14 protein-coding genes are annotated in these 21,082 nt (G+C 44.0%); 7 read left to right on the top strand and 7 right to left on the bottom strand.

The features are described 5' to 3' along the window. Positions 1-9: 9 nt before the first annotated feature. The 5 genes from GJQ68_RS20855 to GJQ68_RS20835 all read right to left on the bottom strand — a co-directional run bounded on the left by GJQ68_RS20855 (position 10) and on the right by GJQ68_RS20835 (position 7,418). Positions 10-3,417 carry a SusC/RagA family TonB-linked outer membrane protein gene (locus GJQ68_RS20855; protein ID WP_235941826.1) on the bottom strand — a complete coding sequence of 1,136 codons (3,408 nt, stop codon included), beginning with the start codon at positions 3,415-3,417 and terminating at the stop codon, positions 10-12. A 91-nt stretch (positions 3,418-3,508) separates the two neighbouring features. Further along, positions 3,509-4,504, bottom strand: a complete 996-nt coding sequence (locus GJQ68_RS20850; RefSeq protein ID WP_162419206.1) for a FecR family protein — start codon at positions 4,502-4,504, stop codon at positions 3,509-3,511. 137 nt (positions 4,505-4,641) lie between these two features. Beyond that, on the bottom strand, positions 4,642-5,238 hold the full coding sequence (locus tag GJQ68_RS20845) for an RNA polymerase sigma factor (protein ID WP_162419205.1): 597 nt from the start codon (positions 5,236-5,238) through the stop codon (positions 4,642-4,644). A gap of 143 nt (positions 5,239-5,381) precedes the next feature. Then, positions 5,382-6,158, bottom strand: coding sequence for a cupin domain-containing protein (locus GJQ68_RS20840; protein WP_162419204.1), 777 nt, complete (start codon positions 6,156-6,158; stop codon positions 5,382-5,384). An 87-nt stretch (positions 6,159-6,245) separates the two neighbouring features. After that, positions 6,246-7,418, bottom strand: coding sequence for a glycosyltransferase family 2 protein (locus GJQ68_RS20835; RefSeq protein WP_162419203.1), 1,173 nt, complete (start codon positions 7,416-7,418; stop codon positions 6,246-6,248). 211 nt (positions 7,419-7,629) lie between these two features. On the opposite strand from GJQ68_RS20835, the gene GJQ68_RS20830 reads away from it, so the two are divergent. Next, the gene (locus GJQ68_RS20830) at positions 7,630-11,760 is read left to right on the top strand and encodes a response regulator (protein ID WP_162419202.1); all 4,131 of its coding nucleotides are present in this window, start codon (positions 7,630-7,632) and stop codon (positions 11,758-11,760) included. 60 nt (positions 11,761-11,820) lie between these two features. On the opposite strand, the gene GJQ68_RS20825 is transcribed toward GJQ68_RS20830, so the two are convergent. Together GJQ68_RS20825 and GJQ68_RS20820 are read right to left on the bottom strand one after the other, a co-directional pair. Then, on the bottom strand, positions 11,821-12,519 hold the full coding sequence (locus GJQ68_RS20825) for a LytR/AlgR family response regulator transcription factor (RefSeq protein WP_162419201.1): 699 nt from the start codon (positions 12,517-12,519) through the stop codon (positions 11,821-11,823). 51 nt (positions 12,520-12,570) lie between these two features. Next, on the bottom strand, positions 12,571-13,227 hold the full coding sequence (locus tag GJQ68_RS20820) for an acyltransferase (protein ID WP_162419200.1): 657 nt from the start codon (positions 13,225-13,227) through the stop codon (positions 12,571-12,573). Between the two features lie 162 nt (positions 13,228-13,389). Between GJQ68_RS20820 and GJQ68_RS20815 the strand changes: the two genes are divergently transcribed. Genes GJQ68_RS20815 through GJQ68_RS20790 form a run of 6 tightly spaced genes read left to right on the top strand, consistent with a single transcriptional unit; the run spans position 13,390 to position 21,078 of the window. Then, on the top strand, positions 13,390-14,148 hold the full coding sequence (locus tag GJQ68_RS20815; protein WP_162419199.1) for a TolC family protein: 759 nt from the start codon (positions 13,390-13,392) through the stop codon (positions 14,146-14,148). Further along, positions 14,148-16,286 carry a GumC family protein gene (locus tag GJQ68_RS20810; RefSeq protein ID WP_162419198.1) on the top strand — a complete coding sequence of 713 codons (2,139 nt, stop codon included), beginning with the start codon at positions 14,148-14,150 and terminating at the stop codon, positions 16,284-16,286. Before GJQ68_RS20815 ends, GJQ68_RS20810 begins: the two co-directional genes overlap by 1 nt. Positions 16,287-16,289: 3 nt before the next feature. After that, positions 16,290-17,717: an O-antigen ligase family protein gene (locus tag GJQ68_RS20805; RefSeq protein WP_162419197.1), complete on the top strand. Its 1,428-nt coding sequence runs from the start codon at positions 16,290-16,292 to the stop codon at positions 17,715-17,717. Beyond that, the gene (locus GJQ68_RS20800; protein ID WP_162419196.1) at positions 17,710-18,633 is read left to right on the top strand and encodes a glycosyltransferase family 2 protein; all 924 of its coding nucleotides are present in this window, start codon (positions 17,710-17,712) and stop codon (positions 18,631-18,633) included. The genes GJQ68_RS20805 and GJQ68_RS20800 overlap by 8 nt, the downstream gene beginning before the upstream one ends. Then, the gene (locus GJQ68_RS20795; RefSeq protein ID WP_162419195.1) at positions 18,617-19,750 is read left to right on the top strand and encodes a glycosyltransferase family 4 protein; all 1,134 of its coding nucleotides are present in this window, start codon (positions 18,617-18,619) and stop codon (positions 19,748-19,750) included. The genes GJQ68_RS20800 and GJQ68_RS20795 overlap by 17 nt, the downstream gene beginning before the upstream one ends. Continuing rightward, a complete protein-coding gene (locus GJQ68_RS20790) occupies positions 19,747-21,078 on the top strand; it encodes an oligosaccharide flippase family protein (RefSeq protein WP_162419194.1) in 1,332 nt (443 codons plus the stop codon). The genes GJQ68_RS20795 and GJQ68_RS20790 overlap by 4 nt, the downstream gene beginning before the upstream one ends. Positions 21,079-21,082: the final 4 nt, after the last annotated feature.

Raw genomic sequence — 21,082 nt, 5'->3', positions numbered from 1 at the left:
CATTTCTAATTAAAGTCCAATATTGACGCCAACGGTATACGTTTTGGAGCGTGGATAAGCATCGTAATCATCTCCTCTGTTGAGATTATTCTGTCCCAGATTATTCACCTCCGGATCAAAGCCCTTGTATTTGGTAAACAGGACTGGGTTTTGGGCACTGATAAAAAACCTGGCGTTTCGAACAAATTTGGTTACCGGCAGGGTATAACCAATCGATACATTCTGCACCCTTATAAAGCTTCCATCTTCAATAAAATAATCAGAGGCCCGGTAAGAATTGGCAAAATCCCGGTTGCCGTCAATTACCGGCCTGCTGGCATTCCGGTTTTCTGGAGTCCATGAATCTTCCAGAATATTGGCTATTTGGTTGATTTTCTGAACACCGTCGCCCAGTTCAGACTGTTGAAGATTTCTAATATCATTTCCATGAACTCCCCTGATAAACAAGTTGAAATCTATTTTTTTATAATTAAGGGTTGTAGTCAACCCCCATGTAAAATCGGGATTGGGATCTCCCATGATGGCGAAATCTTCAGGGGTGATGGTTCCGTCATCATTGGCATCCCTGTATCTAGGATAACCTGGTTTATCCCCCGATCGGGAGGGGTTATTGTCGATCTCTTCCTGGGATTGAAATAAACCCACAAAATGGTAACCTCTCCAAACCCCTATAGGGTTTCCATCCTCTACCCAGCTTCCCGGAATACCTAGATGCCCCGAACTAGTGGAACCAGAAAAGAAAGGAGTGCTGCTTCCCAAATCAGTAATCTTATTTCTCAGAAATGAAACATTACCCGTTATGTCCCATCGGAAATCTGCACGGTTGATCGCTACATAATTCAAGGAAAATTCTAACCCCCTGTTTTCCAAAGAACCGGAATTTTTCAAAATTGAATCAAAGCCCAGACTACTCGGTATGGTAACAAACAAAAGCAGGTCCTCCGTGTTGTTGTGGAAATACTCTGTGGTCAGGTTCAAACGGTTTTCCATAAAGGAAAAGTCAAGTCCCAAATTATACATGGTAGTGGTTTCCCACTTTAGGCCGGGGTTGGATAATCTGGCGTCGGCCAGACCAAGTACCAAATTCCCTCCAAATACATAATTATATTCACTTAAATTGGCTTGGGAGTTATATACTGGAATTTCTGAATTTCCGGTTATTCCCCAGCTGGTCCTGATTTTCAAATCACTGACGACATTCGATAAGGAACTGCTTTGGAAAAAACCCTCCTCTACCAAACGCCAGGCACCCGCAACCGATGGGAAGTTGGCCCATTTATTGGCTGCTCCAAACCTGGAGGATCCATCCCTTCTAAAAGAAAATGTAAGCAGGTATTTTTCCATTAGGTTATAGTTGATCCTCCCTAAAAAAGATTTCAAAAGCCATTCTCTCCGGTTTGAGGATGGTATTTGGATGTCCGTTCCGCCTCCCAAAGTTGCCTGATCCACATGGCTTGCGGATAAGCCCCTATTGGTAGCGGACATGCCTTCATTCACTTCCTTCTGAAAGGTATATCCTGCTACAATATCCAATCGGTGGTCTTCATCAAGTTGATTGGTATATGAAAGAATATTCTCGTTCAGGATGTTTAAGGAGTTTCTGTTTGCTTTGGTCAATTCACCAGCTCTGTCCCTCCCCAATCTGGAATTTTCATTGGGAAAAAAGGTAGTTCTGCCAGCTGAAAGTATATCTGCCCCTATGCTCGTTTTAAAATTAAGACCCTCAGAAATTTTATATGTAAGGCTCGTATTACCCAAAATTCTATTATTAATGTCCCGATCGGTTACATATTGCAACTCCTGCAAAGGATTGGTTAAAAACCTGCCATCATAGGAAGCCAAAGCATAGGTCCCATCCTCGTTTCTTACTGGAACAGTTGGATCCAAACCTAAAGCGGTAATTATGATTCCCCCCGGTCCTCCCCTGTCCGTAGGAGCATTATTGGACTGGGTCCTGTTAATTGACCAACTTGAATTGATAGTCAATCGATCATTTAAGGCTTTATTATCAAGATTAAGTCTGATACCATACCTTTTAAAATCGGTGTTTTCTATGATCCCTTCATTATCAAAGTAATTTCCAACCACCGCATATTGGGTTTTTTCATTACCTCCTGTAAAACTCAACTGGTGGCTACTGATCAAACCTGTTCTTGTGATTTCATCCAACCAATTGGTTCCTTCACCGATAGCTTCAATTTCAGACTGGGTATAGATAGGAGCACCACCCTGACTTTGTTCCATGGTATTCAGGTAGGTGGCATAATCCTTGCCATTCAAAACTCCGATGGGATTGGAAATATTTTGAACAGACATTGAAGCTTCGTAGTCAATTCTACTTTCACCGGATTTTCCCCGCTTCGTTGTGATTAATACCACACCATTAGATCCCCTGGAACCGTAAATTGAAGTAGCTGAAGCATCCTTTAAAATTTCAATGGATTCAATATCATTGGGATTAATTGTGGCCATGACATTGGAGGGCTGACGGCTACCTCCTACCCCATAAGCACTATTGTCTGGATAAATGGGGAACCCATCAATGACATAAAGTGGTTCGCTACCTGAATTAATGGAATTGGAACCCCTAATCCTCACTGATACTCCGCCCCCCGGAGCTGCTGAGGCCTGAGTTACCTGTACACCGGCAGCCCTTCCCTGAATGGCCTGGTCAATTGAGGTAATCGGGAACTCCTTAACTGCATCTCCCTTGATGGAAGAAATGGAACCTGTCAAATCACTTTTTTTCTGAGTTCCATAACCAACCACTACCACTTCCTCTAGGGAAGATTGGTCTTCCATTAAAGTTATGTTTAAGGAAGTTTGATTTCCCACTTCCACCCTTTGGGATTCGTATCCGATAAATGAAAAAACCAACACGCCCCCATCGGGCACATTGATCGTAAATTCCCCATCAATATTGGTGGCGGTACCGGAGGTAGTACCTTCCACCAATACAGTTACTCCAGGAATCCCCTCTCCGTTAGAGTCTATCACTTTCCCGGTGATCGGACGGTTTTCTATCAAAATTTCAATGGGTTCTTCGGGGGTTTGATTCCCCCTAGCCACGTAGATGGAGTTGTCTACCTGCTTGAATTTCAGATTGGCCCCCAAGGCTATATCCAACAGCAGCTCATTCACCGATTGCCGTTTACTCTTTAACTGAAGCCGGGCCGTATTCGTCAAAATTTCTTCGGGAAATACGAACTGATAATCAGTCTTACCTTCCACTGCCTGGAAGATTTCCTCGAGCCCCCATTCCGCCTTATTCAGCCGGATATAGGACTCGTCAATGGGCTTGATTTGCGCGTGAATCTCATGTGCCATCAATGTAGTCATAAACAAACATTGAAGAACCAGCCCGTACAATAGGTTTTTCGATACCATTTCGATTAGGTACAGTAATTTTCTTTTCATAATTTTAAAGGATTTTAATTAGTACAAATTAAGATCTGCAGGGTAAAGCATTTCATTTGCCGATGGGAGTTTTACCCTGCTTTTTGTTAGTTCATAGGCTTTCTTTTTTGATGAATACTACTTTTCCGTTTATTTCAAAATCAAATCCCATGGAAAACCCCAGTCCTGTCAACACATCGGACAGGTTCTTATTTCGAAAGGTGCCGATCACCCGTCGATTTAGGTTTAACTGCGGATCTATTTTCATTTCTACTCCATACCATGACCTCAAGTCCTCCAATAGGACCCTTAGAGGTTTGCGGTCAACCACCAATTGTCCTTCTTTCCACCCAACGATTCTGTCAAAATCAAATGAGTTGACTTTTAAGTCATTGGGATGTAACCTTGCATTCACTGTGGCCATTTGACCGGAAGTTAATTCGACGCTTTGGCTCGCTGCATCAATCGCCACCCTTCCTTCGGTTAATGCCAATGTATACTGATCTGATCGCGCATAGGCATTGAATTCGGTACCCAGTGCAGTGGTAACCATCTCATCGGTAATCACCTGGAATGGACGTAAAGAATCTTTGGCGATAATAAAATAAGCTTCTCCGGAAAGGTGTACCACTCGTTCGTTTTGCCCAAAATGGGAAGAAAAGGAAAGGGATGAATTCGCATTTAGAGTGATTTGAGTGCCATCTGGCAATTCCAGCCTCAGTTTTTCACCGTTTTGAGTTGCTTTCGTAATTGTTTTTTCAATTTTTACCGGGATGGGATGTTGGTGTTCCATGCCCTGCTTCAAAAAATAGGCAGATCCGACAACCAAAATCAGGGAAGCAGCTATGCGAAAAAATGTTGTCCAGGAAAAGATGCGTTTGACTTTTCCCTTCCCTGATCCGGGCTGCACTTTCTCATGAATCCGCTGTAAGAGGGATTCGTAATCCGTCCTATCCGCATCGGAAGGACTGGCATCCTTCCATATTTCCTTTAAATACCGGTCAAAAGTTTCCCGCGCATTCTCCTGCTCCAGCCACTTCAATACCAGGTTCTTTTCGTCCTGGCTGGCCGTTCCATTCAAAAACCGGGATAGTATTTCTTTTTTCACTGGGTTTATTGTGCTTTGGTATAGAAACCATCAGCCAGTCCATTTACTTAATGGAATTCTAAAAAACCCTCAAAAAATTTTATGAAAATCTATTTTTATGAAATTATAGAATATTATTTTGATATTATCGCACGCCTCTAACAAATACCAAAACTTATACTGAGAAACAGAAGTCCGGAAAAGGTAGGATGCTGCAGCAGGTTTTTTTTCAGTGATTTTGAGGCCAGGTAAATGTGGTGCTCAATGGTCCGTTTAGATAAATTCATCTGTGACGCTATTTGATCACTACTCATGCCGTCGAGCTTGTTCAGGCGAAACACTTCTTGTTGCACGGTCGGTAGTCGGCTAATTAACTCCATCGCCCACTCCTCTAATTCGTGGTAGGCCATGTCCTTTTCCTGACTTTGGTCCACAAACTCCGGACGGCCTGCTACCGCTTCCAGGCAACACTCCTTTTTGCGATTGCGAATGTGGTTATATACGTAGAATTTGACCGATTGAAAAAGGTAGCTCTTGAAGGATTTAGACGTATCCAGTTTTTTCCTTCGTTGCCAGATTCTGACAAAGATTTCCTGAACCGCCTCTTCGGCAAGATATTGATCTGTAAAAATAGTACGCGAAAATGCCATCAGCTTTTTAGCATACCTAAAATATAGCTCATCGAAGGCAGCCATGTCTCCCTGCCGGAGACTTGCCAGCAATTCCGTATCTGTATGTTTTTGCAAAACTCCCATGGACTCACAATTGGGGAAAGGGTTTATTACATTGGACAGTAAGCAGGATACTTCAGCAGGTTTGGCAGTTTCGGGAATACAATATACCTTATTTCATTTTAAATAAAAAAATACCTTTTTTAAAGATGCTTTTTACGAAATAGTTACTTTCCCGTTTTTGCTGTAATCCAGCGAATGGCGTAATACTCACATTCCCCCTTACCCACATTGCGAATGCCATGAGGGTCATAGGCGGATAAAAACACCAAAGAGCCCGGTCCCAGCTGGTATTCGGTGCCGTTGATATGCTCGGCTACATGACCCTGCAGCACCAGAATAATTTCTTCATCAGCGTGCACGTGAGGATCGTGACTTTTTTCACCTTCCTTTAAGGTGGTAATATGCATTTCGAGTTCTTGTAACGTTTCCGTCGCTTCTCTCATGATAGCGCGTCTGCCTCCCTTGGCAGTCTCCTGAAAGTCCATGGCTTCGTAATGGAAGATTTTTGGCTCGGGACGAACCGTTGCTGCCTCTTTAGCGCTGCCCTCAACCGCCCATCGTATCAGGTAAACAGAAGCAGTGGAATTTTGCGGAGTCATTTTAACGTTTTTATTCCGGGGCAACCAGGCGATACTCCGTTCTTCCAGGAGCTCCTTAGAACGATCTGTATCCAATTGAAGCGCCCCCTCCAATACCAATACCAGCATTTCCTTGTCGCTTTTTATTTCAATAGCATCTTCCGTTTTCAGATCAAGCTGTTCGACATGAAAATTTTCCAGCGTCTTGGTGGGCCAATCCATCAAATGCCTTTGCGCTGTCTCCTCCCGGGTTGTCACGGGTAACATTTGGTACTCAAAAACAGCCGAGGGATGGGGTTGGTAATGTTGGGCTTGTACCTGGGAAAAAGCCAGAGACAGCAGGAGTAGGGTAAGTATCTTCATAACGGTATTTGGGTTTATTTACCGGTGAAAGTAAAACTATTTCCGTTCCAATGCAACGCGTATGGCAAAGTCCCTATAAGCACCGGCTTACTGTTGTTGCCTCCGTTTGGCTTTTTCCCAGGTGCTTTTCTGACTTCCCTTCAGGAAGCGGATCAGTCCAGCCACCACCGCGTAATTCATCAGGCAAAAGTAAAAGGGGACAAAAAGTGCTTTTATCCTTAATTTTCTGTTTTCGAGAAAATAACCCAAACCGGCAGCCAGGTAAAACAGGATCTGCCCAATCATCAGCAGCTGATAGACCCAACCTTGAGTCCATAAAAACAGATTCGAAATAAAGATGAAAATAAGCAAAAACGGGGTAATGGTCCATCGAAGCACCCGGTGGGAAAGGTACTGGAAAAACAACAGCGGTTGGCTAAATGGCGTAATTTGGAAAAATAACCTTTTCATGGACTGCCAACCGCCAGCACTGATTCTGATCTTTCTTTTTAACTCCTCCGGAATGGAATCGGAGCCTGTTTCCATGGCGTAGGCTTCCGGTTCGTATACAATTTTATATCCTTTCGAGGCGATAAGCATGGATTGCATAAAGTCATCCAAAATGGTGTCTTCCGGAAGCGTCTGGTAAAGGGTAGCGCGAAAAGCTACCAGCTCACCGGCCGCTCCTACTGCGGAATAGAGGCTACTATCCAGTTTCTTAAGAAAGGATTCGTATTTCCAATACATGCCTTCACCAGCCGCACTGGCCGATTCAGCCGATTCCATGAGCACGCGTTTTTCTCCGGAAACACAACCCACTTTATCGGAAGAAAAATGACGGATGATGTTTTTCAAGGCCATTTTATTGAGAAGGGTATTGGCATCGGTAAAAACGACAAATGGGCTTTTGACTTGGGTCATGGCCCGGTTTTCAGCAGCCGTTTTTCCTGCCCTGCGGTCCTCATGCAGGATTTCCACCTGCGGGTATTCCGCTAATACTTCCCGAAAGTTATCGGTGGATCCATCGGTGATAAAAACAACTTTATAGTTGGAATTGGGATAATCCAGGGCGAGCGAGTTTTCAGCCTTAATCCGGATGACATCCGCCTCATTGAAGCAGGGGATTACCAAGCTAACTTCCGGCCAATTTTCAGGAAAAGACACTGAAGGATTGCGCGTAAAAATTCCTTTAAGCTTCACCAGCAAATACAAAATCACTCCGTAACCTAAAAATGCATACCAAACAACGACAATCGACATCCAAAATAGAACCTCTAGCATAAGATATAAATTTGCGACTGAATTTGATTTTTAAATTTTAATATCGATTTTGTAAAAGTAAGTGGAATGATTGAAATGGATTGTTGAAACAACCAATAATTTTCGTTTTTTTACCCATTGAAACGTTTGATTAACTTCTTTGCGTTTGTATTTATTTTAATAGTAACTTTAATAATAATTGATTTTACCGCCAACTTGCACCAGTCACACCATGAGTAAAGGTAGTTCTTTAAAGGGAAACAATATGACCAGCAGGGTTTCCGGATTGTACCTCGGAAAGGGCATTCCGAATAAAAATTTTGACCGGATCGTGGTTTTAGCGAAAAAACTTACAGGTTGCAAACATGCGTTTATAGGCTTTCCAGATGCAAAGGGTATTTGGTTTAAATCCAATTCTGAAAGTATACCGAAAGACAACATCGCTGCAAACGATCCCTTCTGCCATTACCTATTGGATAGCAGGGAATTTCGGGATACGAAGGAAGTTTTCAAGCCGCTGGAAGAAAGCGATTTTTTACAATCTTTTAATGGTATTGGTTACCTGGCCGTTCAGCCGGTGTTAGAGGTGGGGAGTGATGTGGTTGGCTATTTAGTAGTAGCTGATCCGGCTATTCCCGGAAATTTAGCCACCATACCGGAAAGCCTTGCGATTCTATCAGAAGCAATTTGGGAACATATCCGTATAAAAACAGAGAATTTCGAAGATCGGCTTTTAAGCAAAGCCCTCTCGCTCTCTCAAGACCTCATTACCGTAATTCGTTTTGACGGGAAATTCATCAAGGTAAATAAAGCCTTCGAAACCTTGCTAGGGTATGGGGAAGCGGAACTTTCGGAAAAACCCATGGCCGATTACATCCACCCGAAAGATGTGGAACAGACCATGGTGGAGATCAATAAACTGATCAAGGGTGAAGCGACATCCAATTTTAGTCACCGGTTGAAGACCGAAACGGGTGCCTACAAAACCTTTGCATGGACCGCTACCGGAGACCTTAAAAACAAATGGATTTTTGCAATTGGCAGGGACATTAGTCAGGAAAAAGACAAAGAGAAAAGGTTGCTCTCCAGTGAGGAAAAATTTCGGTCCTTTTTTGAAAACAGCCAGGGGCTGATGCTGACGCACGACCTCGAGGGTAACTTTTTAAGTTTTAATAATTATGGTGCCCGGCTGTTAGGGTATACGGTAGAGGAGATGCTATCCAAAAAACTTTGGGACATCATTCCTTCGAAATTCCATCCGGAAATTGATACTTATTTCCAGGAGTTAAATAAAGACGGGAAAGCCCAGGGACTGATGACCACCCGGCAGACCAATGGTAAACTAAAGGTCTGGCTGTACAGCAACACCCTGGAAAAGGATTATCAGGGCAATAGCTATGTAATCGGCAACTCCATCGATATTACGGAAAGGCTACGGTTGGAAAAAACCATCCAAAATGCCAAGGAATTGCTCAGCCAAACGCACATGATGGCAAAGATTGGTGGCTGGAAATACGACATGGAAAAAAACTCCCTTAGCTGGACCGACATTTCCAGATCCATTTTTGAAGTTGGGGAGGATTACATGCCCCGTCTGGACGAGTCTTTTCAGTTTTATAAAGAAGGATTTTACCGGGAGCGAATGCGGGAGCTTTTTTCGCTGGCCAGCGAATACGGGAAAGCCTGGGATGAAAAATTAAAAATTGTAACCGCCAAGGGCAAAGAAATTTGGATTCGTACCATTGGCGAAGCCCATATTGAAGAGGGAAAATGCCTTTACCTATTTGGAACCATACAGGATATCAACGAAGCAGTGAACAGAGAGAATCAATTGATCCAGAAAGAACAAATGCTTTCTGCTATTTCCAAAGCCACTGATGAGTTGCTTTCAAATAGAAATCTAAAAGTAGCCATTTCCAATAGCCTGGAGTTGATTGGAAAAGCGGCCGATGTGGACCGTGTTTATTATTGGGAAAACAGTAAAGCGGAGGATGGGTCTACACTGACCTCTCAGCGATTTGAGTGGAGTGCCGATGAAGTAGAACCCCAAATAAATAATCCGGATCTTCAGGATGTTCCCATCAATTTTTTTGGGGAATTTGTGGAACCCATGGAAAATAACGAGGTTTTTCAGGCCATTCTTTCCAAAATGCCAGAATCCTCTTCAACGCGGGAATTTTTGGCAGAGCAAAACATCAAATCCATCCTGGCCATTCCGATATTTACAGAGGAAGGTTTTTGGGGCTTTATTGGGTACGATGATTGTAAAATGGAGCGAGAGTGGTCACAAGCAGAGCTTTCCCTTTTAAAAAGCTTTGCTAACAGCATCTCCAATGCCATTGATCGGAATTTTTTGGAAAGAAATCTGATCGAATCAAAAGAAATTGCTGAGAAGGCCAGCCTGGCAAAGTCAGAATTTCTGGCCAACATGAGCCATGAAATCCGTACCCCCCTGAACGGTATCATTGGGTTCACGGATCTGCTGCTAAAAACCGAACTTAATGATGTTCAAGACCAGTATATTGGCATCGTCAACCAATCCGCCACGACATTATTAAATATAATCAACGACATCCTTGACTTTTCAAAAATAGAAGCGGGGAAATTAGAATTAGACATCAGCAAAACGGATATTTTTGAACTGGCGGGGCAGGCCACCGACGTGGTCTCCTATCAGGCCCAGAAAAAAGGAGTGGAGATGCTTCTAAACCTGGAAAAAGAACTCCCCCGTTTTGTGCACATTGACGATATCCGCCTCAAGCAAATCCTGATAAACCTGCTCGGAAATGCGGTTAAATTTACCAAGGAGGGAGAAATCGAGTTAAAAATTCAGCCGCTGGAAGATTTGCCGGACGGGTACAAATTGATTCGCTTCGAAGTTCGGGATACGGGTATTGGCATTTCGGAAGAAAACCAGAAAAAAATATTTGATGCCTTTTCACAGGAAGACGGCTCCACTACCAAACAATATGGGGGAACGGGATTGGGCTTGACCATTTCCAATAAACTCCTGGCCATGATGGGTTCCGAATTGAAACTAATCAGCCAGTTAGAGAAAGGGAGTAGGTTCTATTTTGACATCCCCCTGAAAACGGAAAATGGCAATTACATTAAAAAAACCGATACTGATTTTATCAAAAAAGTGTTGGTAGTGGATGATAACGAAAACAACCGTCTCATTTTAAGGGAAATGTTTTCCCTTAAAAATATACAGATGGATGAAGCGACCAATGGGTTCGATGCACTCCAGAAAATTGAAAATAATGGCGATTACGATACGGTATTGATGGATCTAAACATGCCTTACATGGATGGTTTGGAAACGGCTGCAAAAATCAGAAACAATTTTTCGCAGGAAAAAACCAATTTGCCCATCATGCTTTTACACAGCTCGGCAGACGACGATTATATCCATAAAAAATGCAAGGAATTGTCCATCCAGATAAAACTATCCAAGCCGATCAAAATCAAAGCCCTTTACGATTCCTTAGCACAGCTAAATCACCGTAAACCCGTTCAAAAGGCAACGGCTGCCTCCCCTCCTTCACAGAAATCCCTACAGGACAATTATCGCGTGCTGATCGCTGAGGACAATACGATCAATATGTTTCTGGCGAAAACCATCGTTCTTAAGGTTTCTCCCAATACCGAAATCCTGGAAGCCACCGATGGACTAGCAGCATTTGAGATGGTAAGAGATTACCATCCCGACATCATACTAATGGACATTCAAATGCCGGTGATGAGTGGCCACGAAGCGACTAAAAAAATCAAGGAATCTCCTTTACTTAAAGACATTCCCATTGTGGCCATCACTGCTGGAAATATCAAAGGGGAGCGAGAAAAATGCCTGAATTCAGGTATGGTAGATTTTGTGGCCAAACCTATTGTGGAAAAAAACATCCGTCAAATTTTTGAAAAATGGTTGCCCCCCAAGGACAAGCAGGATAAAAAAAGTCCAGCAGCCATAAGCCAGAACAAAGAGGTGGACAGTGAGAATTTGAGCCCGGCAGATCTGGAGCCTTCAGCCCATTTTAACGTGGAAAAAGTGAAAGAATACTTGGGCGATGAGGCGGAAGTAATCAAAGAAGTGCTAAAGCTTACGTTAACCGAACTGGATCACTCCGATAAGGTTTTACAAAAACACTTTTTCGATAAAAACCTGGCTGGGATCTGTACGGAGGGTCATAAACTAAAAGGCTCTGCTTTAACGGCCGGGCTGGATACGATGTACACGATTGCCTTGGAACTAGAGAACCTGACAAAATTCGACGAGTCCAGTATTAAAGCCCTGTTGGAAACGTTTTCTGCAGAAAACAAGCTTGTAAAAAAATTAATAGCCAGGCATATTGATTCGGAGTAGCCCGGTAAAAACCTACCGGCATGTCACGAACAGATTCCCATCACAAACCGTAAATTCCTGTCACAAAAAATTTACACTTTTCTTCAATTGATCTTTATACTTCGCGCCGATAGGAATGATTTTTCCATCCACGACTGCGGTGTCACTGTCGAAATCAGTCAGGTAATGTAAATTGATCACGTAGGAGCGGTGCACCTGAACAAATTCCGAGTTGGAAGCCAATTTTTCCAGAAAGTTAGAGATGGTTGACTTAATGGTGAATGTTTGGGCCTTGCATTTTAAACTGATGTAATCTCCTTTTCCCTCACAATAACTGATTTCTGAAAAGAGGATTTTTTTGTATAACCGATCGTCCTTTACAAAAATAAAATCCTTAGAATAGGAACTCGGATCGATTTTTACCTCGGCTTCTTTGCATTTTTCTATTCCTTTCAGAAATTGGGGATAAGAAAAGGGTTTGGGTAAATAAAAACAAGCATTGGTCTCAAAAGCGGAAATCGCATTTTCATGATTTGCAGAAATGACGATCAGGGATCCATCGTACTGGCTGTGTTTCAATATCTCAAAACCATTCATCTCAGGCATCTCAATGTCCAGGAAAATTAAATCGATGGTGCCTTTATTTTCGATCAAAAAGTTCAACCCGTCGATGGCATCTGTAAATTTCGCCAGCAATTCCAGCGATTTTGTTTTTGATATGTAATGCGAAAGCACTTCAATGCTGGCCGCATCATCATCTATGATTACACAACGATTCATTTCCCTATCATCAAGTTAACTATATTCATTCTCATTATTGAATCCTCCAGATCATGTGGTATAAACAGACTCCGGTTCCGGTAATTTTCTGATTAATCGGGCAGGCACACCTCCCACCAAGGTATAGGGAGCTACGTCTTTCGTTACGACGGCTCCCGCTGCCACGGTGGCCCCTTTGCCAATCCGAACTCCCTTTAGCACCATGCACCGGGTGGCGAGCCAGGCATCGTCCTCTATAAAAATAGCACCGGATTTTCCTTTTTCATCCCGATTCGCTACCCCATGGAAGTCCCCATCCATAATGATAACCTGATTGGCTACCTGACAGTTTTTTCCAATGGATATGTGCTGGCTTGCCGACAAGATACAGGCCGTATTGATAAAGGTGTCCTCCCCAATTTCCAACAAAGCTCCCCGATCGGCATACAATTGCGTGGTACCCATATGCGACCAAAGTTTACACCGATCTCCAATTCGTATGGCCCCATCACCTTCTACTCGGAGATTTCCTCTTACGGTTACCAATCTGCCCACCTGCTCACATTTTCTGAGTCTGATTTTTGCATTTAGTAAACGGATTATACCTTGGAAAACTTCCCTGAAAAAAGACAGGTAAAGACGAATTTTTTCACCTGGCGTGCGCGCTTCCCGTCCAAAAAGCGCATGGCTTTTTCCCTGTAACCTATCCGCTAATTTTTGCTGAATCATGTATCTTTTAAATAATTAATGAATATATAGGGTGAAAATTTAAATTCAAAAAAAAAGGATAAATTAAAATTTTTAGTACTTTTATTTTAAAAATAAGGCAAAAACAGTAAAATATTTTACATAAACTTATTTTTGTAATTAATATATAAATAAATGAAATTCATGGTAAAAAAACCTTTTAGGTGCATAAACCTGGGCCTGATTTACTTTTTAGGATTTTTTACGATAGGTGGATCCGTACTGGCTCAACAGGATGGAGAGGTATTGGGAGAATTGGATTTGAATATTCCCATTGAAAATCAATTACCTGCGCTGGATAGCCTCATCGACCTGGCTATTGGGCAACATCCCACCGTCCAACTCAACGAAGCCCTTGTCGGTTCTGCCGAATCGAGACTCAAACTGGCAAAAAAATCCTGGGCAAATTTATTGAGGGGCTATGTGGATTACGGCTATGGCAATCAGGCCATCGTCACCACGGGGACGCAGGGTGCTGATCTTTCCAATATTGCCAATGGATACCGGACCGGTGTCAATTTAAGCATTCCATTAGCTGAAATAGTGAATCGGGGTGATCGAATCAGGCTGCAACGAAATGAATTGGAAGCGACCTTTCACAAAACCCGGGAAATGGAGCTGGTGATATCGGAACAGGTCATTGAACAATATAATGACTTGCTACTGGCTCAGCGATTAATGAACATTCGCGCTCAAATGCAGGAAAAAGCAAGAACGAACGTGTTGCAGATGGAAATGGAATTTAATCTGGGTAACCTGGATGCCACCAGTTACATGCGTAATGCGGAGATTCATACCATCGCCCAATCGGAGTACGAAAATGCCAAAAGTAGTTTTTTTGTGGCGGTTCAAAAACTGGAATTATTAATCGGTGTCCCGCTGGGTCAACTAATTCGCAATTAATGAGTATTAAACACCTGATTCGTCTTCTCTGGAGAAACAAATTCCGGATCCTGATTCCGCCAATTTTGGTAGGACTGGCTGTGTTTTTCCTTACTCAAAACATGCCGCGCGAATACGAAAGCAAAACCATCATTTTCACCAATCCCAATACCAACCGTGGTGCTACCGACGGCGGCGTGGTACGCATGGATTTTTACACCTCCAATAACCTATTTGATAACCTTACCTTGCTGGTCAAATCAAGGGAAACCATAGAGGATGCCGTACTCCGCCTGCTGGCCATGCACCTGTCGCTTCCTGAAGTTGTCCCCAGCATTATTCAAGAAGATTCCTATCGAAACCTGCAGCAACACATTCACCCGGAGCTGTGGGAAGAACTAGCGGTCCCCGGCAACCTGGAACAAACCCTCGTTCGGGTAAAGGAACATTACCAAAACACCCCCGGCTCACCAATCGAATACCTCCTTCGGGAGCACGAGCACTATTCCATTAGAAAAGTACTGGAAAGGTTGTATGTAGGAAGAAAATCCTCCTCCGATATGATGGAAATTTCCTATCGGACAAATGACCCGGGTATTTGTTTCCATACATTAAGACTTGTTTCAGAAGCTTTTATGGAACGGTATTCGGGGATGAAAGAAATGGAAAACACCAACTCCATTGCCTACTTTCAAAATCAGCTTACCAAAGCTCAGGACAAATTGCGGGAGGCCGAAGGTAATTTGAAGGTCTTCATGACTCAGAACCGGATACTAAACTACTACGAGCAAGGGAAATACCTGGATATTGCCAAACTAGAACACGAACAAGACGAGGAAAGGTCGAAACGCCTGCTCTCCGGCACCCGCTCCAATTTGGATGAAATACAGGAGATGTTCCAGAATTTTGACAAAAGGCAGGTAATTATTCAAACCATTTCCTCCCTGCAAGATGAAATTGTTGTCCGGGATATGGAAATCCAGGGCTTACGTGCTCAGAACGGCTCGGCTGCTAAAATAGAAAGGTTAACGGCTGAAATAACAAATCTAAAATCCCAGATCGAGGAAGCCTCCACAGAACTATTCCGAAATAGCAACTCCCTTCAGGGAATCCAACGAGAGACCTTGTTAGAAGAGTGGTTAGGGCTAAAAATACTATTTGAACAGCAGAAACAATCGCTGGATGTAATGCAAAATAGAAAGGCCTACCTATCCGGAAAAATTGAAGAATTTGCGCCACTAGGTGCAGAATTAAAGAAATTGGAGCGGGAGGTAAGTGTCAATGAAGAACAGTACCTCTCCATCCTTCACGGACTAAACATGGCTTATTTGCAGAAATACGACCTGGAGATGTCTTCTTCTCAAAAACTGATCGATGAACCCTATTATCCAAAAACACCCCTTCCTTCCAAGCGCATGTTGTTTATCCTGGGAGGCAGCCTGGCCACTGGTTTCATGGGGTTTTCTCTGGTAATCTTATCTTTCTTCCTGGACCGAACCATCAAATCTGCTCCACAGGCAGAGAAAGTGACCGGATTAAAGGTTTCCGGGGCATGGATCGATGAAAAAGTCCTGAGCAAGGCCGTAAAAAAGGACATCTTATACAACCGGTTGCAGAAGCAGTTTTACAACAACATTGGAAAATACCTACCCCAACAGGGGAAAAAACTTATTCTGTTTTATAGTTTAAAGCAAGGAGAGGGTAAAACCTTTCTAATCCAGAAATTGGTGGAGGAACTAACCGACCAAAACAGAAAGTCGGTCTATTGGGGAAGCCCTGGAGATGCGTCTCAAATTTCCTGTGAAAGCCTCTCCTACCACCACGAAACAGTCATTTACGACCGGAAAGATACCTATTGGGAAGAACGAATCGCCCAAACGGAAAAGGAATTTATCCTATGGGAGCTTCCCAATATTGAAGAGCTGCCCTTAAATTACTCCCTTATTAATCAGGCAAATGTATTGGTGATGGTGTTAGATGCCGAACGTAACTGGAATTCATCCGATAGTCGCTTTCACGAAAGTCTAAAAGAAATGATAGAAATCCCGCATGTGATCTGGCTAAATAAGTTGAAAGACGATGAACTAGAGGATGTCAATGGAGAGATCCCCCGAAAAAGGTCCTTCCTACGCTCAAAAATTAAAAAAATCTTATCCTGACCTATGGATTTATCCCGAATTCAACTAACCTTTCCGCTGACAGTACTGGTCTTATCCCTGCTGGTCAGCCTGTGGGTGGTTCAGACCGGGATTTTCGGAATAGGAACTTTATTTGCTATTCCCTTGGGAGTGGGTCTTGGCATCTTCATGATGGGCCACCCTGCCCATTGCTTGTACACCGCCCTGGTTTTTGCCTTTGTGTCCATAGGGGCGAGTAGGTATGTACCTAGTCTGCCGCTGGGATTAACCGTAGACTTTGCGCTCGCAGCCGTGCTTATCAGTGCTGTTTTTCATACCCGCGTTAAGACGGATTTCTCCTATCTGAAAAACCCACTGATGGCCGTAACCCTCATTTGGATGGGATACAATGTGGCCGAAATTTTCAACCCCGAGGCCAGAAGCGTTACCGCCTGGGTGTATGCCGTCCGGGGAACGGCCCTTTACATGTTGCTGACCGTGCCCCTCACCCTACTCTACGCGAATACCCAAAAAGACCTGGACCGGTTGCTTAAAATCATCATTCTGTTTTCCATCCTGGCTTCATTCTGGGGGCTAAGGCAATATTACATTGGATTAGACTTTGCCGAAAACCGATGGCTGGACCAGGGATCCAGGTCCACCCATGTCTTATTTGGCAACCTGCGGGTTTTCAGCTTTTTTTCGGATGCGGGCCAATTTGGGGCGGGAATCGCCCATTCCGGGATGATTGCACTGGTATTGGCATTGGGGCCTTTCCGGACAAGGTACCGGATCTTTTTCGGAGGGTGCGCCTTGCTGTTTTTCTACATGATGATTATGAGCGGAACCAGAGGAGCCTTGATGGTGCCGGTAGCGGGAACCCTGGCCTACCTCTTTGCATCGAAAAACTTTAAGCTCATGGCCATGGGATTAGCGGCACTGGCCATGGTGTTTATCTTTCTAAAGTTTACCAGCATCGGGAACGAAAATTATCAGATACGAAGATTGCGCTCTGCATTGGACCCCAACGACGCTTCGCTTAATGTTCGGCTGTCCAACAAAGCGAAGTTTTCCGAATACCTGAAAAACAGGCCATTTGGGGGAGGTGTCGGCACCTCTGGTTTTTGGGGGCAACGCTTTAGTCCCGGTACTTTCCTGGCAGAGACACCCAACGACAGCTGGTTTATTAAAATCTGGGCGGAATTGGGGATTGTTGGGCTTTACCTGCATGTCTCCATACTGGCGTTTATTGGGATCATGGCACTCTTTCGGATTTGGAAAGTAAAGAGTCCCCAATTAAGGCAGAAATTACTTGCCCTGCTCGCTGGGTACGCCGGAATTGCTGCCGCTTCCATAGGGAATCCACTATTGGGGCAAATGCCCACGGGAATCATCCTGTACATGTCCTGGGCCTACTTTTATCTTTCTCCCCAACTGGAAAACAACATAACAAAATCGGATAAAAATGGATAAACCGCTGATCTCTGTCATTACCATTAATTATAATGGTTTGACACATACCCTTGATTTTCTGGCCTCGTTTCAGAAGGTCACCTATCCCCGGCTAGAAATCATTGTGGTAGACAATGCCTCAAAGGAAGACCCGACAGCGATTCTTGACCGGTACCCAAACACCATCCTGGTCCGAAACCCGGTAAACGAGGGGTTTGCGGGGGGCAACAACCGGGGAATGGAGGTGGCCAGCGGCGATTATTTTTTCCTTGTCAATAACGATACCGAGGTTGCCGAAAACATTCTGGATGTACTGCTTGAGCGCACCCTTTCAGACCCAACTATCGGGCTGGTTTGTCCAAAAATCTTGTACTACGACGAACCTGACACCATTCAATTTGCCGGATTTTCAGCCATCAATCCGATTACAGGAAGAGGCAAAGGAAAAGGGTATCAGGAAAAAGATCGGGGACAATATCAAAAAGCGGAAATCACACAGTTGGCTCATGGAGCCGCCATGTTTATTCCCAAATCGGTGGTGCGGAAGATCGGTATGATGGCCGAATTGTATTTTCTCTATTACGAAGAAATGGATTATTGCGAGCGAATCAAGGATGCGGGCTATACCCTCTGGTACGAGCCCCAGACGTATATTTTACATAAAGAGTCCATGAGTGTGGGGAAAAACTCCTTGTTGAAAACCTACTACATGAGCCGAAATCGCTGGCTATTTTTGCGCAGAAATGTCCCCTGGCCTTTATTCTTTTTTACAGCTGCCTATTATCTGGGCATCGCCTTGCCCAAAAATCTTTTTATGTATCTGCTGCAGTCAGAATGGGCCCATGCTAAAACCTATGTCAAGGGCTTTGCAGACGGCTTATTTATGCAAAATATTAATGAAAACCTAAATTTAATTCAGCATGAGGATAGGCATTGAGGCACAACGAATTTTTCGTAGAAAAAGGCACGGCATGGATATGGTGGCCGTTGCACTGATTCGCAATTTGCAGGAAATGGATACCGAAAACCAGTATTTCATCTTTGTCAATGAAACAGAAGATTCATCTCCAATTCAGCCGACTGATAATTTCACCATTATCCCGCTTCCCGCTTCTCCCTACCCCATCTGGGAACAATATCATTTGGCCCGGGCAGTAAAAAAATACGAACTTGATCTACTGCATTGCACCAGTAATACGGCTCCCGTATTTTGCCAAACAAAACTCGTCATAACCCTTCATGATATCATCTACCTGGAAAAAATAAACCTGAAAGAGGGCAGCTGGTACCAACGAATGGGCAACATTTACCGCCGGTGGAATGTACCGGCCGTGGTGAAAAAAGCGGCCGGAATTTTTACGGTATCGGCGTACGAACAGGATAGAATTACCCAGCATTTCGGATTGGATTCCTCGGCGGTAGCAGTTGTCTACAACGGTGTTGCCAGCCATTTTAAGCCCCAAAGTCTTGCCAGGCAGCAGGAGGTTCGGGAAACGTATGCACTACCGAAAACCTTCATGCTTTTTTTAGGAAATACCGATCCTAAAAAGAACCTAAAAGGGGTATTGAAAAGCCTGGCACTTTTGGAGTCGTCAGCCGAGTCGTTTCCCGATTTGGTCATGCCTGACATCGGAGAGGAAGTGCTTCGATCCATGCTTTCCGATATCGGAGCTCCTCAGCTACTTTCTAAAATCCACCTGACCGGGTACATTCCCAATGAAGACCTCTCAGCCATTTATAGCCAGGCCCTGCTGTTCCTTTATCCTTCTCTTCGTGAAAGCTTTGGGCTACCGATCCTGGAAGCCATGGCATGCGGCTGTCCGGTGATCACTTCCAACACCTCTTCCATGCCCGAGGTGGCTGGTAATGCCGCCCTGCTCATTGACCCTTTTGATCCGGAGAGTATCCGGCAGGGCATCGAACAACTTCTGAAAAATGAAGGCATCCGGGAAAAATTAATAGAAAAAGGGAAGGAAAGACCTGCTCTATTTGATTATAAAAAGGGTGCCGCCACCACATTGGCCAACTACCAGGAAATACTACAGCGGACATGAGCGATAAAAAGTATTGGCTAAAAAGCGGCTTTTTTACCATGATGCACCGCGGGGTGGATTTTTTGCTGGGGTTTGTTGGATTCATGTTATTGGTTCGTATTTTCTCCCCAGAGGATTTTGGCGTTTGGGTCCTGCTCATCACCATTACGTCCATTTTGGACATGGCCAGAAACGGCTTTATCCAAAACGGGATGATCAAATTCATTGTAGGAAAGAATCCGGCTGTAAAACGAAAGATCCAATCGGCCGCACTTTTGCTCAATGCCTTGCTTAGTTTCCTGATTCTCGCGCTTCTTGTCCTGGCTGCTCATCCAATCGCTGAACTTTTTAATGCTCCGAAACTAGCGGCGATATTAACCATCTATGCCTGGGTGCTCCCCGTCCTGGTTCTCCACACCCATAACCTGGTTTTGATGCAGGCCAGTTACGATTTTAAGGCCTATTTCCTGGCAGGAATCAGTAAAAGTTTACCCTTCTTTCTGGTAATTGTGATGGGGTACCTGAGTGACTACAAACTAACCCTGGTTCATCTTGCCTGGTACCATAATGCCGCTTTTTTGTTAGCTACCCTGATGTCAGCCTATCAGGTTCGGCGCTATTTTGGTTTTCAATGGCGGGTAAAAAAATACTGGCTGGCAAAAATATTTCACTTTGGGAAATTCGTATTCGGAACCAATCTGGTGTCCATGCTTACGAATGGCCTTGATAAATTTCTACTGGGTGCCTTGCTCTCTCCGGTGCAGGTAGCCATGGCCAATACGGCCGGGAGGGTATTGAACATGGTGGAGATCCCCGTTAATTCCATTGCCTCCATTAGCTACCCCAAGGCAGCAGAAGCTCACGACACCGGAAAAACCCAGGCGCTAGGCCAACTCTATGAAAAGACCACCGGAATGATGCTTAGCCTGACCTTCCCCTTTTGGCTATTTTGTCTGGTATTTGCGCATTACATAATTTTATTTATAGCAGGAGAAAACTACCTGGATGCAGTTCCTTTTTTACGAATCATGGCTTTTCTGGCACTGATCAAGCCTTTTGACAGGCAATCCGGAGTCTTTTTAGATGCCATAGGCAAGCCATTTATCAATATGCTAATGGTTTTTGGGACCTTGATTTATGGCGCAGGATTGAGTTGGTTTTTCATTCATTGGATAGGCTTACTGGGAGCTGCTTACGGGTTGGTCCTGGCGGTTTTTTGTACTGCTTTAATCAAACACCTGGTCCTCAGTAGATACATTAAAATGCGATTTATCCATTGCTGGGTACAGGCAGCACGTGCCTATCCAACATTAGTAGCCTCCCTTATGGAAAAAATCCAAAAACGATAAATTC

Origin of the sequence: Cyclobacterium roseum, assembly GCF_010119225.1 — a bacterium.
In the GTDB taxonomy this organism is placed as follows: Bacteria; Bacteroidota; Bacteroidia; order Cytophagales; family Cyclobacteriaceae; genus Cyclobacterium; species Cyclobacterium roseum.
This window is presented reverse-complemented; position numbering and strand designations above follow the sequence as displayed.